The sequence below is a fragment of the Streptacidiphilus fuscans genome (genome assembly GCF_015690355.1).
GTDB classification, from domain to species: domain Bacteria; phylum Actinomycetota; class Actinomycetes; order Streptomycetales; family Streptomycetaceae; genus Streptacidiphilus; species Streptacidiphilus fuscans.
This window is the reverse complement of record NZ_JADPRT010000018.1, coordinates 96,037-122,752: the sequence shown is the minus strand read 5'-3', so window position 1 is coordinate 122,752 and position 26,716 is coordinate 96,037. Positions and strand designations below refer to the sequence as shown.

The window sequence follows — 26,716 nt, the reverse complement described above, 5'->3', positions numbered from 1 at the left end:
GTCGTCGATTCGCGCAACCTGGGTTGCGCGGTCTCGGCGCTGTTCTAGCGTCGAGACGTGACCGCTCCCGCACTGCACCGGCGGTGGCCTCCGCGACGCGTGGATGCCGTGGTGGTAGCCGTCGCCGCGGTGCTAGGGGTGGCCAACAGCTGGGTCAAGCCCTCGAACGGGCTGCTGACCGGGCAGTCGATCGCGCTGGTGGCCTCGTTCTCCGGGGCGGTCGCGCTGGTGCTGTGGTGGCGCCGACGCGCGCCGCGCGTGGTGGCGTGCGTGCTGCTGGTGGCACACATGGTCGCGTTCACGCCCACCGCGCTGGCGGTGGCCATGTACACCGTCGGGGACGAGTGCCGCCGCTCCGCGCGGACGCTGTGGGCGTTCGGGGTGGCCGGCTGCGCGGCGGACCTGGTGGCGGTCCAGGGCGGCGGACCGCAGTGGAACCTGCGGGAGGCCGCGTACAGCCTCGCCGCGGTCGTGGGTCCGCTGGTGGTGGGCTACGCGGTGGCGCTGCGCCGCGACCTGGCTGCGGCTGCGCGGAGCGAGCTGGTCGTGGTGGAGCGCTGGCACGCGCTGCTGGTCGAACAGGCCCGCGAGACGGAGCGGCGTCGGATCGCGCGGGAGATGCACGACGTGGTCTCGCACCGGGTCGGCCACATGGTTCTGACCGCCGGCTCGCTGGAGGTCGCCCGCGATCCCGACCCGGAGCAGGTCGCCGAGAAGGCCGGGCTGATCCGCACCGAGGGTCGCCACGCGCTGGAGGAACTGCGCGAGATCCTCGGCGTCCTCGCACCCGACCGGTCCCGTGAGTCCCGCGATCCCCACCATCGGGCACCGCTGACGCCGCAGCCGGACGCGTCCGCGCTGCCCGGCCTGGCGGACCGCACCCGCCAGACGGGCCACGACGTCGCGTTGCACGTGTCCGGTCACCCGGAAGGGCTGCCGACGGTGGTGCAGCAGGCCGTGTACCGGGCGGTCCAGGAGGCGCTGACCAACGCCGCCAAGCACGCCCCCGGCGCCCCGATCAGCGTGACCGTGAACAGCGGGGCAGACGCGGTACAGGTCACCGTCGTCAACGGCCCGCCCACCCGGGCACCGGAACACGGTCTGCCCAGCGGTGGAAACGGGCTGCTCGGCCTGCGTGAACGCGCCGCGCTGCTCGGTGGCAGCGTCGAGGCGGGTCCGTATCAGGGCGGGTTCCGGCTCAGCCTCCAGCTACCCGCGCGCCCCGGGCACGCCGACCCGACCGGACCCAGCGCTTGACCGCCGCGAGCGAGCGATGCGGGGCGCGGCGGTCAGTCCGCCAGTCCCGCACGGATGGCCAGCCGGGCCGCCTGTACCCGGTTCTCCGCGCCGATCTTCGTCAGCAGCCGACTCACCTGGCTCTTCGCCGTCCCCTCCGCGACGTGCAGGGCGGCGGCGATCTGCGCGTTGCTCCAGCCGTGCCCGATCATCCCGATCAGCTCCACCTCGCGCGGCGCCAGCGAGGCCACCATCTCCTGCTCCGCGGCGGACAGCCGGGCGATACCGGTGAACGACTCGACCACCTGCCCGGCCACCGCCGGATCCAACGGTGTCAGCCCCTCCGCCACCTGCACCACGGCCCGGATCAGCTCACGGGGCGGGGTGTCCTTGAGCAGGAATCCCGACGCCCCCGCCTCCAACGCCTCGCGCACGTACTCGTCCTCCGCGAACGTGGTCAGGATCAGCACCCGCGGTGGACGCGGCAACCCGCGCATCTCCCTCGTCGCGGCGAGCCCGTCCAGCCCCGGCATCCGGATGTCCACCAGCGCCACGTCCGGCGATGCCGAACGGGCCGCGTCCACCGCGCTGCGCCCGTCCCACGCCTGAGCCACGACGTGCAGCTCGTCGCTGGACTCCAGCACGTCCACCAGCCCCCGGCGCACCAGTTCGCTGTCGTCCGCGACCAACACGTGCACCACCACCCGCCAACACCTCCCTCCACACGCGCCGACCGGTCCACCGCCGCAGGCCCGGGGCGACGGCTCCACCCTCCCCCGCAACCGACCGCGCCGCGAGCCACGACCCGCGAGCCGCGAGAGTGGACGACAGCGCCCGAGTGAGCGGCCAGTGGCTAGCCGTCCGCGCGGAAGATGGGCCAGCCGACCTCGGTGACCCAGTCGTCGTCATCGACCCCGTCGAGGGGGCCGCGCAGGTAGAACTCCCGCAGCGGGCCGTCGACGCCGATCTCGTGCCGGGCGGCGTAGGTGCCCAGGTCGCCGTAGGTGAGGTCGATGGTCTGCAGCGGCCCGCGGTGGACCGCGACCGCGAGTTCCGCGCCGGGCACCACCACGGCGTCGATCCGGCCGACCGGGCGAACCTCGCCCTCGACCGGGACGAAGACGAGCGCGTCACCGCGCTCGTCCTGGACCAACCCGCTCGCGAACAACCCGCCCAACGGACCGGTCGTGCGCAGCCCCCGGGCCCTGGTGAAACCGTGCAACTCGCCCAGCGCGCCCTGCCACCAGCTCACCACGTCCTGCCGGTCGACGACGGCGCGGATGCCGATCGCCGCCTGCTCGCGGACCGTGCGGTACTCGACGGCCGCCGCGTGCGCGGGCCGGGCCAGCAGGTCGCGCAACGACTCGACGGCGCTCTGCGCCTGCGCGAGCCGGTCCTCCAGACGGGCGAGATGCGCGGCGATCAGCTCGTTGCGGGTGCCCACGTCCTCCGCGGCCAGCACCGCCTTCACGTCCGCCACCGGCATGTCGAGGTTCCGCAGGCGCACGATCACCTGAGCGGTAGGCACCTGGTCCAGGGAGTAGTGCCGGTAGCCGGTGCCCGGGTCGACAGCAGCAGGCGCGAGCAGCCCGACCTCGTGGTAGTGCCGCAGGGTCTTGATGCTCAGATGGGTGACGCGGGAGAACTCGCCGACCGTCAGGCCTGTGTGCATGGCACCAGTGTCAACCCTCCCCCTGCTGGAGGGTCCAGCGCAGAGGCGGCGGTTGACTCTCCCGTGCGGGCAGGGCCCACCGTTTGATCAGGCACCGCACCGTCGTGCCGAGGTCATCCAAGGAGCCCCCATGAACACCCACACCCGGACCACGGTTCTGCCCGACGTCGTCGCCGCCTACATCGACGCGGTCAACGCCTTCGACGTGGACGCCGTCATGGCGACCTTCGCCGACACGGCCGTCGTCAACGACGCGCACCACGAGTTCGCCGACCCCGCCGCGATCCGCGCCTGGGTGAGCCGAGAGATCGTCGGCGACAAGGTCACCATGGACGTGACCGAGGTCGTGAGCCGTCCCGGCCTGACGATCCTGCGGGCGCGCTACGACGGCGCGTACGACAAGACGAACCTGCCCGACGAACTCGTGCTCACCAACTACGTCACGGTCGCCGACGACGGGATCACATCCTTGATCATCGTCCACAACCAGCCGTCTCCCTACTGACGGCCTCCCTGCCGCTGCGGAGAGCAGCGAACCGCGAGCAGGCCCGGCGCGGCCGGGCCTGCCCTCAGGCCGAACGGTGCCGCGCGGACGCTCAGGCCGGGGTGCCGCCGGAGTAATCGCCCGCGAAGGTGGTCTCGATGACGGAGGCCACGCCGGAGTCGGTGAGGATGACGCCCAACTCGCGGTTGTTCTGAAGGGAGTTGCTGGTCACGTTCATCGAGCCCGCCTCCACCTTCATCGTGGGCAGGCCGTAGTCGGCGACAATCGCCTTTGCATGGACGTAGAAGCCGGTGCTGGACGAGTAGCCCACGACGGTGCCGCCCGCGGCCTGCACCGCGGAAACCTCGGAGGAGTAGTCGGCCGGGGTTTCCAGTACGACGCGGACCTTCACGCCGGCCTTGGCCCGTGCGGTGATGGCATTGACCACGGCGGTGTCGCTGAACTCCTCCTCCTCGACGTCCAGCGTCTTGGTCGCGCCGTTGATCACGGACAGCAGCCGGGTCTGGGAGTCGGTCGGGGACCAGAGCAGGTTGTCGCCGTCGCCGGGGGTGACGGCGGTGTGGGCGTAGTCGGCGTTGAAGACCTTCTCGACGGCCGCGACGTCGTTCACGTCGTTGTCGAACACGCCGTAGTCGCGACTGGTCGGGTAGTACTCGGAGGTGAGGTTGCCCGTCAGGATCAGCGACTCCGTGCCGTTGACCGTGATGGTCTTCTGGTGGGTGTAGTAGTAGGTGGTCGACGAGTAGACCACGCCCACACCGGCGGCCTTCAGCTTGGAGTAGGCCGAGGAGTTGGTCGACTTCTCCCGCTCGTCCAGGATGACCCGGACCTTGACCCCGGCCTGCTCGCGCGCGATGAGGTCGTTGACCGCGGTGGTGTCGTTCAGCTCGTACATGGTCATGTCGAGCGTGCTGGTGGCCGAGTTGATGAACGAGTAGATCGTCGGCTCACTGCTCCCGAGGGAGAAGGCGAACGCCGAGTAGGTCGCGGACGCGTGGGCGGGAGCAGCGGAGATCCCGAACGCGGTGGCGCACGCCAGCAGGGCGGCTCCGGGTATGGACAGCCTTCGGCTCGTTCCTGACATGTGTGCCTCCCACAGTGCGTGACGGCCTTGCGGCCAGGGGCAGTTGGATCGCGCTGTGTCAGCGAAGCACGCCCGGAAGACGCGGGGAGGCCCTGCATTCCAGAATTAAGCGTGAACATGCCATGAATGGTCAGGCGGGTGAGCCGCGGCGTTCACGTCGCAGGTAGGTCACCGTCCTCAGCTCGACACCGCCACGCACGTCGGCCCGGAGGCCGAGGCCTCCGGGCCAACAGGACGGGCTCAGGGGGGTCAGGGACGTTCGAGGACGTCGAGCTGGTTGGTGGCGTCGTCGACGAAGTAGACCTTGTGGTGGTCCCGGTCGACGGCGAGGCCGAAGAGGGCGCCGGCGCCGGCCGGGCTGCCGCTCCTGTCGAGGGTGCGGACGGCGAGCTGACGGCCGTATGCAGCGGTGTCGACGAGGTTCCCGTCGCCGCTGTTCACGGTGAGGATCTCGTCGTCCGGGGCGATCGCCAGACCGAGCGGACCGTTCAGCGCCCCACCGGAGGTGACGACGCGTCCAGTGCCGTCGGAGCTGCGGCGGGTGGAGGCGTGCGGGATCGCGGTGACGCGGTTGCCGAGGGTGTCGGCGACGTACAGGGTGTCGTCGCGGCCGAGGCCGACGCCGGTGGGCCCGATCACAAGCGCGTTGGGGTCGGTGCGCTCGGCGAAGCCGGAGCCGATCACCGTGCTGGACAGCAGGGTCGGGGCCTGGTCCTTGTCCTGGGTGCACAGGGTCAGGCGCAGCACGGTGCCGCGGTGGACGACCTTGCCGTTGGCCCGGACGGTGCCGTTGAGGACGTTGGTGACGAACAGGTCGGTGGTGTCGCCGTGGGGGGCCGCGGTCATGTCCCACGGGCCGTTGATGCCGTGGCCGGAGATGGTCTCGCGCAGGTTGCCGTGCTTGTCCAGCACGAGCAGGCAGCCGGCCTTCGCGGTGGCGGCGGTGCCGTCGGTGGTCGGGAGGCTGCCGACGACGACCCAGCCGCCGGGCAGGACGGACAGGGCGGTGGTCAGCCCGACGCCGCCGGGGCACGGGCCGGGCAGGTTGTTCGGGTCGATCTGCGAGAACAGGTCGGCCTCGCCGTGCGGGTTGACCTGGACCAGCGTCGTGCCGGTGCCCTGCTTGTTGCCGCTGTTGTTGAAGTTGCTGACCAGGACGTCGCCCCCGCGCAGGTCGCCCTCGCTGTGCTCGACCAGGGCGGTGCCGTAGGGGTTGACGTCGCCGTTGCCGGGGACGGTCGAGGCGATGGTGCGCACCGTGTTCAGGGGACCGACGAACGGTCCGTGGGCGGCCTGCGCGGGCAGGGCGAAGGCGGCGGTGGCCGCCAGACCGGTCAGTGCGGTGAGTGCGGTCAGACCCGCACGTCTTCCGTGTTTCACGAGCTTCCCTCCGTGACATCCTGCGGTCCCCGGCGGTCGCGGGCGACTCGGATGTCACGCTAAGCAGCTGATCGCACCCCGCTGCGCTGACGCGCACCGGACGACCCGGAAACCAGCCGGATGGCAGCCGGGGCGCGGTTGCGACAGGCCCGCACCGCCGCGTTGATGGTCGCTCCCGACGCTGCCTGGCCCGCCGACCAGGCATGTACATGCGCTGGTTAATCACCCAGTTCGGGCAGGCCCCGTTGGTAGACCCACCCACTCGTTCCGCCTGGTCAGCGATTGCTTCAATCGCCGTGTCGAACAGTCGAGGACGGTGACGAGGCGTGGACCTGAACACGGTGGTGGAGATGCGCGACGCGAGGAGTCGCGACATGTGGCGCCCCGGTGACGCCTGGCTCGGGGGCGGCACGTACCTGTTCTCCGAGCCGCAGCCGCACATCCGCCGACTGGTCGATCTGAGCCGGATGGGCTGGGAGCCGGTCCGGCTGACGGCGGCCGGGGACCTGGAGATCGCCGCGACGTGCACGATCGCCGAGCTGTCGCGCTTCGCCCAGGGCGCGGACTGGGCGGCGGCGCCGCTGTTCGAGCAGTGCTGTCGGGCGTTTCTGGCCTCGTGGAAGATCTGGAACATGGCCACGGTGGGCGGCAACCTGTGCAACGGGCTGCCGGCCGGGCCGATGATCTCCCTCACCGCCGGCCTGGACGGCGTCTGCGAGCTGCAGTCCCAGTCCGGTTCCAAGCGTCAGGTGCCGGTCGCGGACTTCGTCGTGGGCGCCGGGGTCAAGGTCCTGGAACCCGGCGAGCTGCTGCGCTCGATCACCGTGCCGACGCGGGCACTGGCCCGCCGTACCGCGTTCCGGCAGGCGTCCCTGTACGGCCTCGGCCGCTCCGGCGCGTTGCTCGTCGGCACCCGTGACCCGATCGACGGCGAGCTGGCGCTGACGGTCACCGCCTCCACGGTCCGACCGATCCAGTTCCGCTTCCCGCTGCCGCCCAACGCCGCCGCGCTCCACGAAGCCCTCGAATACGGCATCCGGCCGGACGAGTTCTACGACGACATCCACGGCCTGCCCGAGTGGCGGCGGCACATGACCTTTCGTTTCGCGGAGGAGATCCGCCGCGAACTGCTCCAGGAGGACGGGAGATGAGCTTCTCCATCCGCGTCAACGGCGAGGACTTCGACGCCGAGCCGAGGGCCGGCCAGTGCCTGCGCACCTACCTGCGCGAGCGCGGCTGGTTCGGGGTGAAGAAGGGCTGCGACGGCGGCGACTGCGGGGCGTGCACCGTCCAGGTGGACGGGGATCCCGTGCACAGCTGCCTCTACCCGGCGCTGCGTGCCGAGGGACGGTCGGTCACCACCGTCGAGGGGCTCGCCAAGGACGGTGAACTGCACCCGATGCAGCAGCAGTTCCTCGACGCCCAGGGCTTCCAGTGCGGCTTCTGCACGGCCGGCTTCCTGATGACGACCACGGCGGCGGGCTTCGACGAGGACAAGCGCGCGGATCTGCCGCGCGCGCTCAAGGGCAACCTGTGCCGCTGTACCGGGTACCGGGCCATCCAGGACGCGATCTGCGGCGTCAAGCACACCGAGCGGCCGGAGGCGGGCCAGGCCGTCGGCCGTAGTCTCGGTGCGCCCGCCGGGCCGCAGGTGGTGTCCGGGACCGCGCGCTACACCTTCGACCTGGAGGTCGAGGGGCTGCTGCACATGAAGCTGCTGCGCTCCCCGCACCCCCACTCCCGGATCGTGTCCATCGACACCTCCGCCGCGCTGCGCGTCCCCGGCGTCCACGCCGTCCTCACCCACCACGACGCGCCCGACAAGCTGTACTCCTCGGCCCGGCACGAGCACCCCACCGAGGACCCCGCCGACACCCGTGTGCTGGACGACGTGGTCCGCTTCGTCGGACAGCGGGTGGCCGCCGTGGTCGCCGACAGCGAGGGCGCCGCCGAGGAGGGCTGTCGGCAGGTCGTCGTGGAGTACGAGCAACTCCCGTACGTCATCGACCCCGAGGAGGCCATGCTGCCCGGCGCTCCGGTGATCCACCCCAAGGGACCGGAGTCGCGCATCTTCCGCGCCGAGAACAACGTCTGCGGCGAGGTGCACGGCGAGATGGGCGACGTCGAGCAGGGCTTCGCCGACGCGGACGTGGTCTACGAGGAGACCTTCCAGACCCAGCGGGTCCAGCACGCCAGCCTGGAGACCCACGGCTGCGTCGCCTACTTCGAGGAGAGCACCGAGGAGGGCGAGGACGGCGCTGTGAGCGGTCGCGAGGAGCGCCTCGTGGTGCGCTCCAGCACGCAGGTGCCGTTCCTGACCCGGCGCGCGTTGTGCGACCTGTACGACCTGCCGATGGAGAAGGTACGCGTGATCGCCGGGCGGGTCGGCGGCGGCTTCGGCGGCAAGCAGGAGATGCTCACCGAGGACATCGCGGTCCTGGCCGCGCTGAAGCTGCACCGGCCGGTCAAGCTGGAGTTCACCCGCCCCGAGCAGTTCTACGGCGCCACCACCCGGCACCCGTTCAAGGTCACGGTGAAGGTCGGCGCGAAGCGCGACGGCACCCTGACGGCGCTTCAGTTCCGCGTGGTCGCCAACACCGGCGCGTACGGCAACCACGGCCCTGCCGTGATGTTCCACAGCGTCGGCGAGTCGATGGGCGTCTACAAGGCCCCGAACAAGAAGGTGAACGCGTACTCGGTCTACACCAACGGCGTGCCCGCGGGCGCGTTCCGCGGCTACGGCCTGGGCCAGGTCACCTTCGCGCTGGAGTCGGCGATGGACGAACTCGCCCGGCTCCTGGACGTCGATCCGCTCGTCCTGCGCGAGAAGAACGTGATCGGCCCCGGCGAGCACATGGAGGGACCCTGCGGCGAGGAGGAGGACCTGCACATCGCCTCCTACGGCCTGGACCAGTGCCTCGGCGTGGTGCGCAACGCGCTCGCCGACGACCGCAGCGCCGAACTGGCCCCAAAGGGCTGGCTGGTGGGGCAAGGATTCGCGATGTCCGCTATCGCCACCGGCCCGCCCGGCGGCCACTTCGCCGACGCCACCGTGAAGCTGCTGGAGGACGGCACCTACGACATCGCGGTCGGCACCGCCGAGTTCGGCAACGGCACCACCACCGTCCACAAGCAGATCACCGCCGGCGCGCTCGGCACCACCGTGGACCGCATCGCCATCCGCCAGTCCGACACCGACGTCGTCAAGCACGACACCGGCGCCTTCGGATCGGCGGGAACGGTCGTGGCCGGCAAGGCCGTGATGAAGGCCGCCAACGCGCTCGCCGAGCAGATCCTCTCCTTCACCGCCGAGTACGCCCGCACCCCCCGGAGCCTGCTGCGGCTGACCGCCGACGCGGTCGAGTGCGACGGCCGGATCGTGACGCTCAAGGAGATCTTCGAGGCCGCCCGCGGCAAGGGCGTCGAGCTGAAGGCCGACGGGCACTGGGGCGGTTCCCCCCGCTCGGTGGCGTTCAACTCGCAGTGGTTCCGTGTCGCCGTCGACCCGGACAGCGGCGAGATCAAGATCCTGCGCAGCGTCCACGGCGCCGACGCGGGCAAGGTCATGAACCCCCTTCAGTGCCGTGGCCAGGTCGAGGGCGGCGTCGCCCAGGCGCTGGGCGCGACGCTCTTCGAACGCGTCCTGGTGGACGAGCGCGGCCAGGTCACCACCGCGGCCTTCCGCCGCTACCGCCTGCCCGCCTACGCGGACGTGCCGCGCACCGAGGTCCACTTCACCGAGACCTCCGACGCGATCGGCCCGCTCGGCGCCAAGTCCATGAGCGAGAGCCCGTTCAACCCCGTCCCGCCCGCCTTCGCCAACGCCCTGCGCGACGCCACCGGAATCCGCTTCACCGAGGCCCCGTTCCTGCGCGACCACGTCTGGAAGGCACTCGACGCGCACCGGCGCGCTGCTGCCCGGCCGGTCGGCCGGGCAGGTTGAGCGGAGGCGGACGCACCGTCAGGACGCGTCGCCGGTGCGCGTCGCCGGTGTCCGTCGCCGGTGCACGTCGTCGGCACGCGTCGTCAGGACACGTCGCGGGACGAGCCGGAGCGCCTACGCGAAGCCCGCCGTGGCGTGCGGCGCGTAGGCCTCCTCCAGCAGGTCCGCCTCCGCGTCGTCGAGGTCCAGGTCCACTGCGGCGATCGCGTCCTGAAGATGCATCAGCCGGGTCGCCCCCACGATCGGCGCGGAGACCACCGGGTTGCGCAGCACCCAGGCCAGCGCGACCTGTGCGGCGGGCACCCCGCGCTTGGCCGCGATCTCCTGCACCCGCTCGACGATCGTCCGGTCGCTCTCCAGGTAGAGGCTCTTGCCGAACTCGTCGGTCTCGGAGCGCGCGGTCGACGCGTCCCAGGGGCGGGTCAGCCGCCCTCGGGCCAGCGGGCTCCACGGGATCGAGCCCACGCCCTGGTCCGCGCAGAGCGGCAGCATCTCGCGCTCCTCCTCGCGGTAGAGCAGGTTGTAGTGGTTCTGCATCGAGACGAACCGCGTCCAGCCGTTGCGCTCGGCGGTGAACTGGGCCTTGGCGAACTGCCACGCGTACATGGACGAGGCCCCGATGTAGCGGGCCTTCCCCGCCTTCACCACGTCGTGCAGCGCCTCCATGGTCTCCTCGATGGGCGTGTGACGGTCCCACCGGTGGATCTGGTAGAGGTCGACGTAGTCCGTTCCGAGCCTGCGCAGGCTGTTGTCGATCTCGGCGAGGATCGCGCGGCGTGACAGCCCGGCGCCGTTCGGTCCAGGGCGCATCCGGCCGTGCACCTTGGTGGCGATCACGACCTCCTCGCGCGGGACGAAGTCCGTGAGGGCCCGTCCGACGATCTCCTCGCTGGAGCCGTCCGAGTAGACGTTGGCCGTGTCGAAGAAGTTGATCCCGGCGTCGAGCGCCGCGCGGATGATCTCCCTGCTGGGCTCCTCGGCAAGGGTCCACGTGTGGTTGCCACGGTTCGCCTCGCCGAAGCTCATGCAGCCGACGCAGATCCGTGAGACCTCCAGGCCGGTGGTCCCAAGTCGGGTGTAGCGCATGGTCGTCCTCCTCCTACTGAGTCGGCGCCCAGGAGGCCGACCCGGCTCGGGTGAACGCTACCCGCTGTCCGCCCGGGGCAGTGGCGAACGTCGCGAGCTCGTGGCGCGCGCCGTCGTCAGTCGCGGTCCGGCGCGGCGGCCCGGTCCAGCGCGTCGAGGAGGACGTCCCGTAGCCGGGCGATGTCGTCCGGGATGTCGGTGGAGGCGGGGTCGAGCAGCCACTGGACCTGTAGCCCGTCCGTGGCGGCGAGCAGGACGCGGGCCGCCCACTCCGGGTCCGGGTCACCGGTCGGCGCGGGTCTCTCGTCGGCAGGAGGCCTGCCGGCCAGCGCGCGGCTGAGGCGACGACGCAGTGTCCGGTAGCGCTCGACGAAGAACCCGTGCGCGGGATGGCCGGGCTCGGCCCCGGCAGCGACCAGGTCGACGAAGAGCTTGACCAGTCCCGGCGTCTCCCGGTTGGCGGCGAGCATGTCGGTACGCCACAGCGCGGCCTCTTCGCCGTAGGTCTCCGCAGCCGCCGCGTCGCGGGCCTCGAGGACGGCGGTGAGCAGCGCCTCCCGGCTGCCGAAGTGATGGAGCACGCCCGCGTAGCTGAGCCCCGCCCGGTCGGCGATGTCCTTGATCGACACGGCTCGGCTGCCCGCCTCGGCGTAGGCGGCGAGCGCCGCGTCGAGGATCACCTTCCGCCTAGCAGCGGTCTTCGCATAGGGGCCACGGGGCCTGCCGGTGCTCACAGCAGCACTGTAGCCAGCTCCGCTGTCCATCGGACCGCCCGAAAACCGGACGGCCCGAAAACAGATAGCTCATCTGTTTTCGAGTACCCTGGCAGGAGACGCGCTGTCTCCCGACCCCACCCCCTCCCGGAAGTGACCGCGATGTTCTCCTCCGCCCCCGGCGTGCCTCTCCCCCACGACTTCCTGTTCGGCGCCACCGGCCCGGTGCGTGCCACCGACGGCGGCTGCCGCACGGCCGCCGACGGCCACCACCGCTGGCGGGAGGACGCGGGTCTGCTCGCCGAGCTCGGTTTCGGCGGCTGCCGCCTCGGCGTCGACTGGGCGCGGGTCGAGACCGCACCGGGCCGGTTCTCGCTTTCCGCGCTCGACGGCTACCGCCGTCTGGTCGACGCTGCACTCGACCAAGGGCTGCGCCCACTGGTCGTGCTCCAACGCCACAGCATCCCCACCTGGTTCGCCGAACGAGGCGGCTGGAGCGCACCCGACGCCGCCGACCTCTTCGCGCGCTACGCGGCGCTCGCCACGCGCGCCGTGGGCATCGGCGTGCGGCACGTGTGCACCATCAGCGGACCGGACATCGCCGCCGCACTCGACGCACGGGCTCGTCCGGGGCCCGCCGCCGCTCAGGGGCGCAAAGACCGGCTGCGGCCGACCGACCCACGGGTGGCCGACGGCCTCGTCCGGGCGCACCGCCGGGCCGTCCAGGCGATCAAGGCGTCGGGCTCGCACGTACAGGTGGGCTGGTCGGTCGCGGGTGAACCCCAGTCGTCGGGGCCCGGCCCGGACTGCATCGCCGACAGTGGGCGGGACACGCGTGCGGACGTCTTCCTCGAAGCGGCCCACGGCGACGACTGGATCGGCGTCCAGACCCCCACCCGCAGACCCACGGGCCACGCGCGACACGCGGGAACCCTGGGCCGGGCGCTCCGCCGGATCGCCGACGTGGTCGGCGACCTGCCGCTGTTCGTCACCGCGCACGGCATCGCCACCGACGACGACACGCTGCGCGTCGCGTACACCGCCGCCGGCCTCGACGACGTGGCCAAGGCTCTGGCCGGCGGGCTCGACGTCCGTGGCTATCTCCACCACAGCGCGCTGGACGCCCACCCGCGCACCCCGTGCCACCCCGCATCCGGACTGATCGCCGTCGACCGCTGGTCCCATCGGCGCGTCCCCAAGCCCTCGGCAGCCTGGCTCGGCGGCATCGCCCGCAGCCGCAGACTCCCGAGCAGTCACCACGTCCACGAACCGGCAGTCCCGACGCCGCGGAAGCCCGTCGACTGACACGGGCGACGCCGTGCTGCGCGATGCGCACGCGACACGGCGTCAGGCCAGGCACTGAACGGGAACCGCAGCCGGGTGATCCAACCGCGCGGATGTTTTGTCGGCTTCGTCCCTGGTGACGTTGAGAGCCCAACCCCGGTCCCTCCGACGGCAGGAGTCCCATGCCGGTCACCGCAAAGCGCTCCGTCGTGATCGCCGCCATGACGGCCCTCGCTGTCGCCCTTCCGGCAGCTGCGCCCGCCCACGCCGAGTCGCCCGGAGCAGATCGACACCTGCAAGGGTTGTTGGACGAGCTGGTCCACGAAGCCGGCGGCCCGCCCGGGGCCATCGTCGTGCTCCGCAGCGACGGACGGACCGTCGTCGTCCGCGCCGGTCTCGGGGATGTGGAGACCGGGCGACGGCCCCGGCTGGACGACCACATGAGGGTCGCGAGCGTCGCGAAGGCGTTCAGCGGCGCGGTGGCGCTGCGCCTGGTCAGCCGCGGGCTGCTGGGCCTCGACGACACGATCGCGAAGCGTCTGCCGGATCTCCCCGCCGACTGGGGCCGGGTGACGTTGCGCCAGCTGCTGCAACACACCAGCGGATTGCCGGACTTCAGCCGGGCGCCGGCATTCGGGAACATCCTGATGAAGGATCCGCACCACCGCTTCGACTCACGTCGCCTGCTGGACTTCGTGGCCGACAAGCCTTTGGACTTCACTCCCGGCAGCCACTATGCGTACTCGAACTCCGACAACATCGCGGTGGCGCTGATGGCCGAGGCGGTGACGCACCAGCGGTACGAGACGCTGCTGTACCAGCTGGTCGACGACCCGCTCGACCTCTACGACACCAGCCTGCCGTCCGGCTTCACCCTGCCGAAGCCCTACCTGCACGGCTACGCGGTGACGGCGACCGGGCCGGAGGACGTCAGCACCCTGTTCGGCAACTCCGGCGTCTGGGCCTCCGGCGGCGTCGTCTCGACGCCACGGGACCTCGTGACCTTCATCGCCGCCTACGCGGGCGGGCGCCTGGTCTCGCCGTCGGTCCGTCGGCAGCAGCGGATGTTCGTCGACGGGAGCTCCGAGCCGCCCGGGCCCGGCCGCAACGAGGCCGGACTGGCGATCTTCCGCTACACCACCCGCTGCGGCGTGGTCTACGGCCACACCGGGAACACGCCGGGATACACCCAACTCGCCGTCGCCACACCGGACGGCAGCCGTTCCATGACGTTCTCGGTGAACGCCCAGATCACCCCGTCCAGAAGCCCGGTCGTCTTCGCCAAGCTGCGAGCGGTCGAGGAGGACTTCACCTGCGCCCTGCTGCACGCGGATTCCTGACGACGAAGGGCGAAAACCGTCCGATCGGTCCACTCATTCGTATGTACTGGGGGTCCGTCCTGGAATCGTCCAGGGCAATACGGAGGGGAGAACCGATCGTGGGGGAACTGAACGGCAGGACCGCGCTAGTAACGGGCGGGTCGCGCGGGATCGGGCGCGCGATCGCCTTGCGGCTCGCCGCCGAGGGGGCGCTGGTCGCGGTCCACTACGGCGGCAACGACGCGGCCGCAGCGGAGACCGTGGCGCTGATCGACAAGGCCGGCGGCCGGGCGTTCGCGGTGCAGGCCACGTTCGGCCAGAGCGGCGCGGTCGACCAGCTCTTCGACGGGCTCGCCACCGGGCTGGCCGACCAAGAGGCGGGCGGCCTGGACGTCCTCGTCAACAACGCGGGTATCCACTCGGTCAGTTCGATCGGGCAGCTCACCGAGAGCGAGTTCCAGCGGTTGCTGGCGGTGAACGTGAGCACGCCGGTGTTCGTCGTCCAGCGGGCGCTGCCGTTGCTGCGGGACGGGGGACGGATCATCAACGTGGGCTCGGCGGCGACCCGGATCGCCAATCCGCTCCAGATCGGCTACACCGTCAGCAAGGCGGCGCTGGCCGCCCTCAGCCCGTCGCTCGCCAACGAGCTGGGGCGGCGCGGGATCACCGTCAACACCGTCGAACCCGGGGTGGTGCTGACCGACATGACCTCCGAGTGGACCGGTGCCCCCGAGGCGATGGCCGGACTTGAGTCGATCACCGCGCTCGGACGGATCGGCGAGCCGGCGGACGTCGCGGACGTGGTGGGCTTCCTGGCCGGTCCCCAGGGCCGCTGGGTGACCGGCCAGACCATCGACGCCTCCGGCGGGACCTACCTCGGCCCGATCATGCCCGGGTGATCCGCAGGACGCCTACCTCGGGGCCTGGTAGCCGCCGATCCGCTGCTCCAGCAGCTCGGCCAGCCGCAGCGGGGTGCGGTCCTCGAACATCGGACCGATGAGCTGCACGCCCACCGGCAGGCCCTCCGCGGAGCGGCCTGCCGGTACGGCGGTGGCGGGCAGGCCCGGCATGGTCGCCACGCCGGCCCAGACCAGCTGGTCCAGGTACGGGTGTGCCACGCCGTCGACATCGATCCGGCGCTCCCCCGGATCGGGGTGGTGGTCGTGCGGGAACGCGGGTGTGGGCGTGACCGGGCACACCACGGCGTCGAACTCGGCGAAGAAGCCCCGCCAGCCGTGGCGGTGGAGCTCGCGACGGTGGTTCACCTGGATCCAGTCGCGGTGGCTGGCCACCATGCCGCGCAGCCGCGCCGCGTCCAGACTCCGGTCGTCCGCGTCGAGCGCCGCGGCGCGGACACGCAACTCCTCCAGCAGCTCGGCGGGAAAGCGCGTGGCCACGCTGGAGAACAGCAACTGCGCGTAGAGCAGCGCCGCTTCGGTCAGGTCGGGCAGCAGCGGACTCTGCCGTTCGACGCGGGCGCCCGCGTCGACCAGCGCGTCGGCCACCCGGTTCACGCCGGCCCGCACCGCGGACCCGGTGGCGACGAGCGGATGCTCGTCCAGGACCAGGACCCGGAAGTCGCCCAGCCGTTCGTGGCGCGCAGGCGGCAACGCCACCTGGTGCGCGAGTCCGTAAGTCAGCGGATCCGGTCCGGCCATGACGTCGAGCAGGAGCGTCAGGTCCCGCGCCGAGCGCGCCATCGGGCCGACGACGGCGAGGTCGTGCTCGGCCGGCAGGGCCGGGGCGTCCGGTGGGACCATGCCGCGCGCCGCCGCCAGCCCGAGTGTCGGCTTGTGCGCGTACACACCGCAGAAGTGCGCCGGGGTGCGCAACGACCCCGCGATGTCGGAGCCGATGGACAGCGCACCGAATCCGGCCGCCAGCGCCGCCGCGGACCCGCCGGAGGATCCGCCCGGCGTGCGGCCGTGGTCCCACGGGTTGTTGGTGGTGCCGTAGATCTCGTTGTAGCTCTGCACGTCGTGCAGTCCCAGCGGCACGTTCGTCTTGCCGAGCACCACCGCGCCGGCCGCCTTGAGTCGCGCAACCTGCACCGCGTCCTCGGCCGGCACGAAGTCGCGGTACTGCGGGATGCCCCAGCTCGTGGGCAGTCCGGCGATGTTGTAGGACTCCTTCACCGTCACCGGGATGCCGAGCAACGGGCGGTCCTCGCCGCGGGCACGCGCCTGGTCGGCGTCGCGCGCGGCGGCCCGCGCCCGGTCGAAGTCCGGTACGCAGATCGCGTTGATCGCTTTGTCGTCACGCTCGATCCGGGCGATCGCCGCGTCGGTCAGTTCCACCGAACTCACGTCGCCGGCCCGCATGGCCGCCGCAAGTTCCTCAGCTGTCCGCTCATTCCACTCCATGGACCCGAACGTACCGGCGTCCGAAGACGGCCACGAAATACCGATCCGCGCAACGGAGTTACGCGGTACGTCGGGGCTCCTGCACGGCTGAGGGCTCCCCGGTACGTACCCGGGGAGCCCTCGGTGGAACGGGTGGATCACCGTTCTGTGGGTCGGTTCAGGAGGCGTTCAGCGCGGTGTCGTCGAGCACGAAGCTGGTCTGCGCCCCGGCCTTCTCGACGCCGGTGAACTTGAGGGTGACAGTCTGACCGGCGTAGCTGTTCACGTTGAACGAGTCCTGCGTGTACCCGTTGCCCGCGTTCAGGTTCGAGTAGGTCGCCAACGTGGAGAGCACGGTGCCGGAGCTGTTCAGGACCTGGACCTTGAGCGTGTCGACGGCGGTGGTGCCGGTCCTGCCGCTGTCGACGTGCAGCCAGAAGGTGAAGGCGGCACTGCACCCGGACGGGATCGCCACGCTCTGGGAGACGGTGTCCGTGTGCGCGGCACCGTAACCGTCCAGCCACGCGTCCCAGTTGCCCGAGTGGGCGGGCTCGTCGACGGTGTCGTTGTTCAGCACGCCCGACGTCATGCTCCACGGCGCGGCGGTCCCGGTCTCGAAGCCCGGGTTGGCGAGCAACTGGCCCGGCTTGGTGCAGCCGCCGCCGGTCGTCGAGTTGACGGTCCAGCTGAAGGTCGCGCTTCCGCTCGCGCCGGTGCTGTCGGTCGCGGTCACGGTCACGGTGGAGGTGCCTGCCGTGGTCGGCGTGCCCGAGATCAGGCCGGTGGACGAGATACTCAGACCCGCCGGAAGACCGGCGGCCGTGTACGTCAGCGCCGCGCCGCCCGAGTCCGTGCCGCTGACCTGCAACGACACGGCGCTCCCGACCGTCGAGGTCTGGCTGCCGGGGTTGCTGACGGTGACCGTGTTGCCTGTGGCCGAGCCGCCGACGGGCAGCCCTCCGACGGGCGCGTCCATCGCCATGCTGAAGGTGCTGCCGCTGGGGGCCTGGGCGACCGGGATGACGGTGACCGCGTTGCCTCCGGCGAGGACGGAGGTGGCGATGTAGTCGCCGAACATCCGGCCCTGGTCGGTGTTCGGCAGCCAGGCCAGCGTCATCGGTCCGGCCAGCTGGACCGGGGCGGTCCAGGTGGTGCCGCCGTCGGTGGAGGAGACGTAGCCCGCGTCGAGCTGGCAGGTGGTGTCCGTGCAGTTGGCGTTCGGGTAGTAGTAGTACGTCAGGCCGATCCTGGCGGTGCTGCCCGCGCTGGTGGGGTCGATGCCGATGCCCGGGGTGAAGTGGTCGGCGGTGCTGGACACCGCGTCGATCGGCACCCGCACCGGTGCGCTCCACGAAGTGCCGTCGGTGGAGGTCGACATGACGATGTCGTTGCTGCTGCAGCCGCTGCGGAAGGTGCAGTCCGACCACACCGTGTAGACCTTGCCGGACGCGTCGATCGCCGCGGACGGGAGCGGGCTCTCGCGCAGGGTGTCGTGCGGGGACGTCTGCTTGGCGATGTCGGACGAGGCGGCCTCGTCGTCCAACCCGGACACGGTGTGGTGCGAGACGGTGGCGATCTGCACGCTCGCGCCCCAGCTGGCGCCGCCGTCGCTGGAGGTGAAGGCGTCCTCGGCGTTCGAACTGGCCGAGGAGAACGGCACGATGACGGTCCCGCTCGGCTGCACGACCGGCTGGCCGCCGAGCCCGCTGGGGTTGTCGGACGGGCCCAGCTCGGCGCCCCAGGTCTGGCCGCCGTCGGTCGAGGTGCGCATGTGCTCGATGTCGCCCGCACCCGCGTCGTCGTACTCGGTGTAGCAGTGGCCGTAGTACGGACTGGACGCGTGGTCGTCGCAGACGGTCCAGTTCTTGTCGTACGACGCCCCGGTCGACACGGCAACGGGGTTGCCCCAGGTCAGGCCGCCGTCGGTGGAACGGCTGAGCATCACGTCGACGTTGTTGCCGGAGGTGATGCCCAGCCAGGAGACCATCCAGACGCCGTCCTTGGCGTCGTAGGCCACCGACGCGTCGCTGGTCGTGGCGTAGGGCCCGCCGGTGTTGGCGGTGGTGCCGGGCATGTAGCCGTGCGTCCAGGTCTTGCCGCCGTCACCGGAGGTGGCCCAACCGATGTTGGACGCGCCGCCGCTGGACACGCGGCCGACCTGGAAGGCCGACACGACGGTGCTGCCGGAGCTGAAGGTGTCCGGCTCCACCTCCGTGGCGTGCTGCGCCTGGGCGTCGGTGTACGGATCGCTGCTCACCTGGGCGAGCGTCGGAGCGGCAGCGTGAGCCGCAGCCGCACGGCCGTGCGCGGCGGCCGGGTCGGCTGCCGGATCGGCGGTGGCGAACGCGGGGGCGGCTAACGCCACCGCCGCGGCCAGGGCACCGATGACGAGCGAGGGTCCTTTGCGAGCCAGTCCGGACATGTCTCTCCTGACATGCGAGGCGGTACCGGTGGGCGTCGGCCAGTTCCTGCACCGGCCGACACGGGACTCCCGCATGTTCATGCCACCACTCGGAGTGGAGGAAGGATGCCGAAAGGGCGGGAACATGCCAACGCATGGCATGTTCCCGCCAGCTATCGGCGACATGACCGAACGTCAACAAGCGCACCGCCGTGGCACGACGAGCCCAGGGCAGGCCGCGGGGCCCGACCGAGGTGCGCCGGGCCGATCCGGAAGCTCATAGACTGATGGCGTGTCCAATCGTCAGCGACGTGTCACCTTGCGCGACATCGCGGAGGAGACCGGCCTCTCCCCCGCCGCGGTGTCCTATGCCCTGCGCGGCGTGCAGGTGCCGCCGGAGACCCAGCAGCGCGTGCGCGAGGCGGCCGATCGGCTCGGGTACCGGGTCGACCCGATCGCCAGAGCGCTGGCCTCGGGCCGCACCGACACGGTCGGGGTGCTGTGCGAGTCGCTGACCGACGTGTGGCAGCAGGGGCTGGCGGCCGCGCTCGGCCGCAGGCTGCTGGCCACCGGTCGGCACGCCCTGATCGTGGACTCCTCCAACGACCCGGAGTTGGAAGCCCAGTTGGCCTCGCGCCTGGCGGCCCAGCGGGTGGACGCGCTGATCGTCCTGCCCGTCGACCCGGCCGCCGCGCACTGGCGGCAGATCGCCGAGCAGACGGTACTGATCTCCGTCGGCGACGGCCTCCCCGGAGCGGCCACGGCGGCCGAGGTGGTCTTCGACAACGATCTCGGGGTCACCGACGCACTCGGCCGCCTCGCCTCGGCGGGCCACCACGCGGTCGCGGTCGTGACGCCGGGCCTGCCGGGCACCCCGGACCGGCCTGCCGAAGGCGTGGTGCACCGGGTGGCGGACGAACTGGGGCTGGCGGTGACCGTGCACACCTCGCCCTACGACCTGGACGGCGCAACTGCCGTGGCGCGCACGGTACTCACCAAGCCCGACCGCCCGACCGCCTTCCTCTGCCTCGGCGATTCGATGGCCTACGGGGTCTACGCCGCCGCGCGGGACCTCGGCCTGGCGGTGCCCGACGACGTGTCCGTGCTCGGCTACGACGACCAGCCCCTGTCGCGGTTGCTGACCCCGCCGCTGTCCAGCTACCGCTGGCCCGTGGAGGAGCTGCTGGACCTCGTCGTCGAGCGCACCGTCAAGGCCATCGAGCAGGGCAAGCACAGTCGGCGCAAGGTGCTGCCGCCGACGGTGCAGTTGCGCGGCTCGATCGCGGGACCGCGCAACTCGGCTCCTTGATACGGGTCAGGCCAGCGCCCCGGCTCGACGGTTCAGACCAGTTCGTCGAGCTCGTCGAACCCGGACGCCATGGCCGGAGCTGCGATGGCAAGGTCGAGGTCGAGGTCCGGGGACTTGAGCAGAGCCGCCGCCGTATGGACGTCGCCGGTGAGTTTGTGGTCGGCGAGGTCGGGCGTCAGGACGGCTGCCGCCGCCTGGTGGAACTGGGCCAGCTCGCCCTCGCCCGGCGCGGTCCGGCCCTGCATGCGCAGGGCCCGTACGGCGGCGACGAGTTCGCAAGCCAGGACGAGACGGAAGTGGTCCACCGCCTCGGCCAGGCGGCGGGCCGCTGTCGCGGCGAAGCTGGCGTGTTCCTCGACGCCCCGTGAGATCACCGTGTGTCCGAGGGTCACCGGCTGTGCTGCTCCCCGAAGTTCGGCGAGGGCGCTGTGCGCGGCGACTTCGGTGATCATCACGCCGCTGCTGCCGTTGTCGGCCTCGGCCAGGAACGCGGGCAGGCCGGTGAAGCCCGGTTCGTTGAGCGCACCTTGCCGGGCGGTGGTGAGCTGAGCGGTGCCGAGGAGGGCCAACCGCATCTGGTCCGCGGCGAGGGCCAACGGGGCTTGGTGGAAACCTCCGTGGTGGTAGTAGTCGCTGCCGTCGAAGAGCGGGTTCTCGGCGCTGGCGTTGAGCTCCACCGCGAGCACGCGGTCGAGGGCGGCCCAGGCGTCCATGGCGGCGCCGTGGACCTGGGGCAGGCAGCGGAATCCGAAGGGGTCCTGCACCAGCGCGGGCCTCCAGTCGGGTCGGGGCAACAGGAGGCGCATGCGCGCGGCCACGTCCTGCCCGCCCGGGTGCGGGCGGCGGGCGTGGACGGCCTCGGCATACGGCTCCAAGGAGCCGCGCACGGCGGTGAGCGACAGGGCCGCGACGAGCGGGAGGCGGTCCAGCAGGGTACGCAGATCGGTGGCGGCAAGAGCCGCCTGACCGATGGTCAGCGCGCTGCTGGAGAGCAGCGGCAGCGCGTCCCACGAGGTCAGCGCGAGCGGCCTCGGCGGCGCGCCGAGGCCGGCGCCGGGATGCCAGGGCTGCTCGCCGACGAGGGTGAGGCCGAGTTCAGCCAACGCGGTCAGGTCGGCGGTGCCGAGCGAACCGAGGGCGTGGACTTCCGGGACGTGGCCGTCGGTGAGCGCCTGGGCGAGTGCGTCGACGACGGCTCCGTCGATGGCGGATCCCGCGCCCAGGAGCTGGTTGAGGCGCACCGCCAGCATGGCCCGGCTCTGCTCGACCGGGACGAGGGGGCCGATGCCACCTGCGTGACTGCGCAGCAGGCGCAGGCCGAACGCGCGGGTGCCCTCCTCGTCGAGCGTGGTGGTGCGGTTGGCGCCGACCCCGGTGGAGTGCCCGTAGACCGGGCGCCGCGACGCGGCCTCGATCGCCGCCGCACGGGCTGCGGTCACGCGCGCCCTGGCCTGCGGATCCAGGTGGACCGGCCGCGGGGCCCTGGCCAGCGAGGTCACCTGTGCTGCGGTGAGCGAGGCGCCGTCGAGGCACAGGGCGTCAGGGTGGGGGGCCGTCATCAGTGGTGCCAGCCTTCCGTCGTCACCAGGTTCTTGGTCTCGGGCGCCCAGGCGATGCTGACCAGGGTCCCCAGCAACAGCACTCCGGCCAGCCACGCCATCGACCAACCGGCCCCGAGCTGGTCCAGGCTGATCGGCAGGACGAACGTCCCGACCGCGGACGCGACCCGGCTCGCACCGTTCAGGAAGCCGACACCGGCCCCGCGCAGCGCGGTCGGGAAGAGCTCGGGCGGGTAGACCTGCGTGATGTTGGACGCGGCCGACATCACGAACGTGTAGACCACGAACGGCACCATCAGCACGAGGCCGGATGCGTTGTTCAGCACGGCCATCGCCCCGAGGCAGACGGTCAGCACGGCGAAGGTCCCGATGGTGAACGGCCGCCGACCCATACGCTGCACCGGCCACAGCCCGACGACGCCGCCGAGCAGCAGGAACAGGTTGAGGACGGTGTTCTGCGTGTTCGCGTCCGAGACGTGGAGCGAGGCGAGGATCGTCGACATGAAGGTGTAGATCGCGAAGTACGGCAGCACCTGGGCGCTGTAGAAGATGGCGCCGAACCAGGTGTTGCGACGCTGACCACGGGCGAACAGTGCGGTGTACCTCGGCGTGGCCTCTGCCGCGGCGGGCTGGTCCTGCGCGGAGCGGGCCTCCGGTTCCTGCCCGAGGTAGCGGCGCCGGATCTCGTCCGCCTCGTCGGTCCTGCCCCGGCTGGCCAGCCAGCTCGGCGACTCCGGGGTGCCGATCCGCAGGACCAGGACCAGGGCCGCCGGCAGCGCTCCGCTGGCCAGCAGCAGCCGGGCCGAGCCGTCGTCGAGGGAGATGTAGGTGCCGAGGATGTTGGCCAGCACGTACCCGACGGTCCACAGGACGGTGAGCGATCCGAGCAGCAGGCCACGCAGGCGCTGCGGGGAGAACTCGGCGAGGAGGGTCGGGCCGACCGCGTAGTCGGCGCCCAGTCCGAAGCCGATCAGCAGACGCAGGGCGAACAGGCTCCACGGGCCGTGCGCCCAGAACTGTCCAGCGGAGGCGAGCATGATCAGGACGAAGTTGTACAGGTAGAGCTTCTGGCGCCCGATCGCGTCAGCCACGCGCCCCAGGATCACGCTGCCGAAGAAGAGCCCGATCAGCGCGGAGGAGCCGAGCAGTCCCTGCCAGACACCGCTCAGGTGCATCGAGGTGGACAGGACCGGCAGGACGGCTCCGATGATCCCCAGCGCGTAACCGTCGGAGAAGTTCGCACCGAACGTCGTTGCGGTCACCCGGATGTGAAACCTCGTCAGACGTTCCTTGGGTGCTCTCGCCGCCTTCGCCGCCGTGCGGTCCTGCGGTATGGCTTCGGTCGTCACAAAGCGCCTCCCGGCACAGATGATTGCGCGCACGCAGCAGCGGTCGGAGCGCCGTGTCGGCGGTCCGCGAGACGGCAAGCCCCTCCACCAGCAGGTCACTGATGCGCTTCACTGATGCGTTTCAGTGAAGCGCTTAAGCAAAGACTGGTCAAGCCTTCCGACACAGGAGGATGAACACCCGGATCACAGAGGTGATCGACGGACGGGCGCGAGAACGGCCCGCGAGGACGCTCAGGCCAGCGCGCCCACGAGGTTAGCCACCGCGGCAACCAGAGCCAGGGCAGCGATGAGCCAGGGCCACCAGGCCGGCATGCGTCGCTGCTGGGCGCGAGGCTTGAAGGAGAGCCACAACACCGCCTCGTCGCGGCGGAGGATGGCGCGGCCGATCCAGAGGAAGAACCAAGCGTCGAAGACGGCGTTCAGGAGGTGGAAGGCCTTGCCGAGCACGGTTCCCCCCGCGTGTCGGTCGAACGGGTCACAGATGACCACGGCGTGGATGGCACGCACCCTGCTCAATCCATTCCCCGCAGCACGCCCCCGCAGCCATGGACCGTCCCGATTTCAGGCAGCCACGGTGCCGGTCAGTTGCCCGGTCGGCGGCACGTGAGGTAGAGCGGCATGAAGATGAGCCACAAGCACAGGCAGCCGAGAGCCCAGGTGGCCGGCTTGCTCACCTCGATCGATCCTGCCGAGAAGTAGACGGGCGTTCCCCGTCTGGTGCGGAGCGAGGCGTCCTGGTAGACCCAGCCCACGGACGCGAGAAGGAACGCCAACGGAATCAGCGTGGTGAGGTACGACCCCATGGCTCCTGCCCCATTTCGGTGATGATGCCGACTACCGCGACCGCGTCGTCCGGTGTGATCGGAGGAATTACGGGGTCACGGGGTCTCGGGGGTGAGGATGAAGATGCCGCCGACCTTCTCGTCCGCGTCGAACGCCACGCGGGCCTTCATGTCCCCGGCCTCGTAGCGCAGCGGGATGTCGACGACCGTGTGGTCGCCGATACGGCGGACGAACGGCTCACCCTCGCCGAAGCCCTCGAACGCGCCGACGAGACCGGCGACCGTCGCCAGACCGCTCAGGCGGACCTCGTCGGTGAACGCCGCCAGCACCTCGGCGTTGAACGACTGGCGGGCTTCGTCCATGCGTCCGTCGAGGACGGCGGCCGCGATCTCGGTGGCGCGGGCGGCGGCGTCGGCCATGTGCACGGTCTTGTCCATGGGTTCTCCCGTTCTCGGGTCGATGGGCTTGCCGAACCGCTGGAACGCGGCCTGGCGGGTGACGCCGAGCAGGTCCCCGATCTCCTGCCAGGTGTGTCCGGCATCCCGGCTCTGCTGCACGCACAGCTTCAGCACCTGCTCCGCCAACCCGTCGACGTCCTCGGCGAGTCGCACGAGGTCGAGGTAGGACGGCTGAGCCAGCGGGCTGCCGATCGACCCGGCCAAGGCGGAGGCCTGCTCGGTGAGACGGGCAGCTAGGCCGGCGAGAGATGTCGGCGAATCGGTCACGTGTCAAGGATTCCTTTACGCAGCCCGCCTGTCAAGGCGGCCTTTACGTCACCCTGCCCAGTTGAGGCTTCAGCTTCCCGCTTCGAGGTAGGCCAGCACGGCCCGCACGCGGCGGTCGCCGCTCTCGTCCGGCGGCAGGCCGAGCTTGAGGAAGATGTTGCCGATGTGCTTGCTCACCGAGCGTTCGGTGATCCGCAGCAAGGTGGCGATGGTCGGGTTGTCCCGGCCCTGGGCCATCAGCGCGAGGACCTCGCGCTCACGCGGTGTCAGCGCGTCGAGGGGGTCACGACGGGTCATCAGCTGGGAGACCACCTCGGGGTCGAGCGCGGTGCCGCCCGCAGCCACGCGCTCCAGGGCCTCCTGGAACTCCTCGACCCGCGAGACGCGGTCCTTGAGCAGGTAGCCGACCCCCGCAGCACCGTCGGCGAGGAGTTCGGCCGCGTAGGTCTCCTCGACGTACTGGGAGAGCACCAGGACCGGCAGGCCGGGCAGCAGCTTGCGCGCCTGGATCGCCGCGCGCAGGCCCTCGTCGCGGAAGCCCGGGGGCAGCCGGACGTCGAGGATCGCCGCGTCAGGGCGGTACTCGAGCAGGGTCGGCAGCACCTCGGGCCCGCTGCCGGCCACCGCCACGACCTCGTGGCCGACCGTGGTCAGCAGCAGGACCAGCCCTTCGCGCAGCAGGACGTTGTCCTCGGCGATCACAAGCCGCACGGTAGCCGCACCTCCAACGTGGTTCCCTTTCGTTCGCCATGTGCACTGCCCTCGGCACGGGCGCCGCCCCCGTCGCGGGCGCTGCTCTCGTCCCGGGCACTGCTCTCGATCCTGGTCACGCCGTCGAGCGCGGCCACCCGGCGGCGGATGCCGGCCAGCCCGCTGCCGTCACGGCCGGCCCGGGCGCCGCCGCGGCCGTCGTCGCGGACCACGACCCGCAGGTCCGGGCCGACGTGACGGAGGCTCACCTCGGCGTGTGTTGCGCCGCTGTGCTTGGACACGTTGGTCAGGGCTTCCGCGACCACGAAGTAGGCCGCCGCCTCGACCGCGGCGGGGCAGCGCCGCTCCGGTTCCGGGATGTCCACGCTGACCGGCATCGACCGGCCCGCGGCGAGCGCACGCACGGCCCCGGCCAGGCCGCGGTCGCTGAGGATCGGCGGGTAGATGCCGCGGATCACCGTGCGCAGCTCGGTCAGCGCGCTCTCCACCCCGGCCCGCGCCTCCAGCATCAGGGCCCTGGCGTCCTCGGGGCTCTCCGCGAACATCCGGTCGGCCAGGCCGAGTCGCAGCGCGGCGGCGACGAGCTGCGCCTGCGTGCCGTCGTGCAGATCGCGCTCGATGCGGCGCAGCTCCGCGCCGTGCGCCTCGACCGCGTCGGCTCGGGTCTCGGTGAGGGTCTCCACGCGCGCGGCCAGCGCGGCCCTGTCGGCTCGCCGGGACGGGCCCAGCAGGATCTGCGCGTACCAGCCCTGCACGCGTGCGAGCGCCGGTGTGAGCGGGGTGAGCAGGAGTACCGCCAGCACGACGTACGCCAACGGCAGGACGACGGCCTCGGGCCAGTTGCGGATCGGCACGAAGATCGAGATCGTCCCGCTGGGCACCGCCCACCACCAGAACGGGACGGAGAGCGCCAGCGGGACCGTCAGCCAGAGGCCGGTGACCAGCACGGGGATCACGGTGCCGAGGAACCCGTGCACGATCACCCAGCCCGCCTCGCGCCACGCCGCGGCCGAACGGAGGAAGGGACTGCGGCCGTGGGCCGGGGCGACGGGCTCGGGGATGGGCCGGCCGAGCACGCGGGCGACGCGGCGGCGCTCGTGGTTGGCGACGCTGCGCAGCGGGCTGCCGTCCTCCGGGAGGAACACGACGAACGGCACCAGCAGGAGCGAGGCCCAGGACAGCACGGCGGTGCCGATGCCGGTCAGCAGGAAGAGGAGCGCCCGCCACACCTCGCGCGGGGTCGGAACCGGTCCCGGTCTCTCCTGCACGCGGTTGGTCTCGTCCATGATCGATCATCCTAGGGCGCAGGTCCGGC

The 26,716-nt window shown here is 71.4% G+C and carries 23 protein-coding genes; 8 read left to right on the top strand and 15 right to left on the bottom strand.

All coding sequences use genetic code 11. The annotated features are described in order from the left end of the window. Positions 1-57: 57 nt before the first annotated feature. Complete coding sequence (locus I2501_RS40400; protein WP_196197932.1) at positions 58-1,257, top strand: sensor histidine kinase; 1,200 nt, start codon at positions 58-60, stop codon at positions 1,255-1,257. A 32-nt stretch (positions 1,258-1,289) separates the two neighbouring features. Here I2501_RS40400 and I2501_RS32645 read toward each other — a convergent pair whose 3' ends face one another. Both I2501_RS32645 and I2501_RS32640 read right to left on the bottom strand, forming a co-directional pair. After that, a complete protein-coding gene (locus I2501_RS32645) occupies positions 1,290-1,940 on the bottom strand; it encodes a response regulator transcription factor (RefSeq protein ID WP_328806814.1) in 651 nt (216 codons plus the stop codon). A 149-nt stretch (positions 1,941-2,089) separates the two neighbouring features. Then, on the bottom strand, positions 2,090-2,908 hold the full coding sequence (locus I2501_RS32640) for a MerR family transcriptional regulator (protein WP_196197931.1): 819 nt from the start codon (positions 2,906-2,908) through the stop codon (positions 2,090-2,092). Between the two features lie 130 nt (positions 2,909-3,038). On the opposite strand from I2501_RS32640, the gene I2501_RS32635 reads away from it, so the two are divergent. Further along, positions 3,039-3,413 (top strand): nuclear transport factor 2 family protein, encoded by a 375-nt coding sequence (locus I2501_RS32635; RefSeq protein WP_196197930.1) that lies wholly within the window; start codon positions 3,039-3,041, stop codon positions 3,411-3,413. Between the two features lie 91 nt (positions 3,414-3,504). Here the strand turns inward: I2501_RS32635 and I2501_RS32630 are convergent, their stop codons facing one another. Both I2501_RS32630 and I2501_RS32625 read right to left on the bottom strand, forming a co-directional pair. Further along, positions 3,505-4,497, bottom strand: a complete 993-nt coding sequence (locus tag I2501_RS32630) for a phospholipase D-like domain-containing protein (protein ID WP_196197929.1) — start codon at positions 4,495-4,497, stop codon at positions 3,505-3,507. Between the two features lie 249 nt (positions 4,498-4,746). Beyond that, positions 4,747-5,877 carry an NHL repeat-containing protein gene (locus tag I2501_RS32625; RefSeq protein ID WP_328806813.1) on the bottom strand — a complete coding sequence of 377 codons (1,131 nt, stop codon included), beginning with the start codon at positions 5,875-5,877 and terminating at the stop codon, positions 4,747-4,749. Between the two features lie 326 nt (positions 5,878-6,203). Here I2501_RS32625 and I2501_RS32620 point away from each other — a divergent pair, with 326 nt between their 5' ends. Then, on the top strand, positions 6,204-7,028 hold the full coding sequence (locus tag I2501_RS32620; RefSeq protein WP_196197928.1) for an FAD binding domain-containing protein: 825 nt from the start codon (positions 6,204-6,206) through the stop codon (positions 7,026-7,028). After that, positions 7,025-9,820 (top strand): molybdopterin-dependent oxidoreductase, encoded by a 2,796-nt coding sequence (locus I2501_RS32615; protein WP_196197927.1) that lies wholly within the window; start codon positions 7,025-7,027, stop codon positions 9,818-9,820. Before I2501_RS32620 ends, I2501_RS32615 begins: the two co-directional genes overlap by 4 nt. Positions 9,821-9,934: 114 nt before the next feature. On the opposite strand, the gene I2501_RS32610 is transcribed toward I2501_RS32615, so the two are convergent. Beyond that, positions 9,935-10,906, bottom strand: coding sequence for an aldo/keto reductase (locus I2501_RS32610; RefSeq protein ID WP_196197926.1), 972 nt, complete (start codon positions 10,904-10,906; stop codon positions 9,935-9,937). A gap of 116 nt (positions 10,907-11,022) precedes the next feature. Further along, positions 11,023-11,640 carry a TetR/AcrR family transcriptional regulator gene (locus I2501_RS32605; protein WP_196197925.1) on the bottom strand — a complete coding sequence of 206 codons (618 nt, stop codon included), beginning with the start codon at positions 11,638-11,640 and terminating at the stop codon, positions 11,023-11,025. A gap of 141 nt (positions 11,641-11,781) precedes the next feature. Here I2501_RS32605 and I2501_RS32600 point away from each other — a divergent pair, with 141 nt between their 5' ends. From I2501_RS32600 to I2501_RS32590, 3 genes are all read left to right on the top strand, one after another. Next, positions 11,782-12,924, top strand: a complete 1,143-nt coding sequence (locus tag I2501_RS32600) for a family 1 glycosylhydrolase (RefSeq protein ID WP_196197924.1) — start codon at positions 11,782-11,784, stop codon at positions 12,922-12,924. Between the two features lie 161 nt (positions 12,925-13,085). Beyond that, entirely contained in the window at positions 13,086-14,243 is a 1,158-nt protein-coding gene (locus I2501_RS32595) for a serine hydrolase domain-containing protein (RefSeq protein ID WP_196197923.1), read from the top strand. 98 nt (positions 14,244-14,341) lie between these two features. Next, entirely contained in the window at positions 14,342-15,121 is a 780-nt protein-coding gene (locus I2501_RS32590; protein ID WP_328806811.1) for an SDR family oxidoreductase, read from the top strand. 12 nt (positions 15,122-15,133) lie between these two features. Here the strand turns inward: I2501_RS32590 and I2501_RS32585 are convergent, their stop codons facing one another. Further along, entirely contained in the window at positions 15,134-16,585 is a 1,452-nt protein-coding gene (locus tag I2501_RS32585; RefSeq protein WP_196197921.1) for an amidase, read from the bottom strand. 157 nt (positions 16,586-16,742) lie between these two features. After that, on the bottom strand, positions 16,743-18,986 hold the full coding sequence (locus I2501_RS32580; RefSeq protein ID WP_196197920.1) for a putative Ig domain-containing protein: 2,244 nt from the start codon (positions 18,984-18,986) through the stop codon (positions 16,743-16,745). A gap of 271 nt (positions 18,987-19,257) precedes the next feature. Here I2501_RS32580 and I2501_RS32575 point away from each other — a divergent pair, with 271 nt between their 5' ends. Next, positions 19,258-20,274: a LacI family DNA-binding transcriptional regulator gene (locus I2501_RS32575; RefSeq protein ID WP_196197919.1), complete on the top strand. Its 1,017-nt coding sequence runs from the start codon at positions 19,258-19,260 to the stop codon at positions 20,272-20,274. A 32-nt stretch (positions 20,275-20,306) separates the two neighbouring features. On the opposite strand, the gene I2501_RS32570 is transcribed toward I2501_RS32575, so the two are convergent. The 7 genes from I2501_RS32570 to I2501_RS32540 form a co-directional block, all read right to left on the bottom strand. Then, positions 20,307-21,833 carry an aromatic amino acid ammonia-lyase gene (locus I2501_RS32570; protein WP_196197918.1) on the bottom strand — a complete coding sequence of 509 codons (1,527 nt, stop codon included), beginning with the start codon at positions 21,831-21,833 and terminating at the stop codon, positions 20,307-20,309. After that, positions 21,833-23,095 carry an MFS transporter gene (locus I2501_RS32565; RefSeq protein ID WP_328806810.1) on the bottom strand — a complete coding sequence of 421 codons (1,263 nt, stop codon included), beginning with the start codon at positions 23,093-23,095 and terminating at the stop codon, positions 21,833-21,835. The genes I2501_RS32570 and I2501_RS32565 overlap by 1 nt, the downstream gene beginning before the upstream one ends. Before the next feature lie 318 nt (positions 23,096-23,413). After that, positions 23,414-23,689 carry a hypothetical protein gene (locus I2501_RS32560; protein WP_196197916.1) on the bottom strand — a complete coding sequence of 92 codons (276 nt, stop codon included), beginning with the start codon at positions 23,687-23,689 and terminating at the stop codon, positions 23,414-23,416. Between the two features lie 74 nt (positions 23,690-23,763). After that, a complete protein-coding gene (locus I2501_RS32555) occupies positions 23,764-23,985 on the bottom strand; it encodes a hypothetical protein (protein ID WP_196197915.1) in 222 nt (73 codons plus the stop codon). 75 nt (positions 23,986-24,060) lie between these two features. After that, positions 24,061-24,690, bottom strand: a complete 630-nt coding sequence (locus I2501_RS32550) for a DUF3887 domain-containing protein (RefSeq protein ID WP_196197914.1) — start codon at positions 24,688-24,690, stop codon at positions 24,061-24,063. 69 nt (positions 24,691-24,759) lie between these two features. Then, a complete protein-coding gene (locus I2501_RS32545; RefSeq protein WP_196197913.1) occupies positions 24,760-25,401 on the bottom strand; it encodes a LuxR C-terminal-related transcriptional regulator in 642 nt (213 codons plus the stop codon). After that, positions 25,389-26,687 (bottom strand): sensor histidine kinase, encoded by a 1,299-nt coding sequence (locus tag I2501_RS32540; RefSeq protein WP_196197912.1) that lies wholly within the window; start codon positions 26,685-26,687, stop codon positions 25,389-25,391. The genes I2501_RS32545 and I2501_RS32540 overlap by 13 nt, the downstream gene beginning before the upstream one ends. Positions 26,688-26,716 lie beyond the last annotated feature (29 nt).

Coding starts and splice junctions, on each gene's coding strand:
- I2501_RS32570 (WP_196197918.1), bottom strand. CDS start 21,833: ATGACGGCCCCCCACCCTGACGCCCTGTGCCTCGACGGCGCCTCGCTC.
- I2501_RS32600 (WP_196197924.1), top strand. CDS start 11,782: ATGTTCTCCTCCGCCCCCGGCGTGCCTCTCCCCCACGACTTCCTGTTC.
- I2501_RS32585 (WP_196197921.1), bottom strand. CDS start 16,585: ATGGAGTGGAATGAGCGGACAGCTGAGGAACTTGCGGCGGCCATGCGG.
- I2501_RS32595 (WP_196197923.1), top strand. CDS start 13,086: ATGCCGGTCACCGCAAAGCGCTCCGTCGTGATCGCCGCCATGACGGCC.
- I2501_RS32630 (WP_196197929.1), bottom strand. CDS start 4,497: ATGTCAGGAACGAGCCGAAGGCTGTCCATACCCGGAGCCGCCCTGCTG.
- I2501_RS32640 (WP_196197931.1), bottom strand. CDS start 2,908: ATGCACACAGGCCTGACGGTCGGCGAGTTCTCCCGCGTCACCCATCTG.
- I2501_RS32580 (WP_196197920.1), bottom strand. CDS start 18,986: ATGTCCGGACTGGCTCGCAAAGGACCCTCGCTCGTCATCGGTGCCCTG.
- I2501_RS32635 (WP_196197930.1), top strand. CDS start 3,039: ATGAACACCCACACCCGGACCACGGTTCTGCCCGACGTCGTCGCCGCC.
- I2501_RS32615 (WP_196197927.1), top strand. CDS start 7,025: ATGAGCTTCTCCATCCGCGTCAACGGCGAGGACTTCGACGCCGAGCCG.
- I2501_RS32610 (WP_196197926.1), bottom strand. CDS start 10,906: ATGCGCTACACCCGACTTGGGACCACCGGCCTGGAGGTCTCACGGATC.
- I2501_RS32555 (WP_196197915.1), bottom strand. CDS start 23,985: ATGGGGTCGTACCTCACCACGCTGATTCCGTTGGCGTTCCTTCTCGCG.
- I2501_RS32540 (WP_196197912.1), bottom strand. CDS start 26,687: ATGGACGAGACCAACCGCGTGCAGGAGAGACCGGGACCGGTTCCGACC.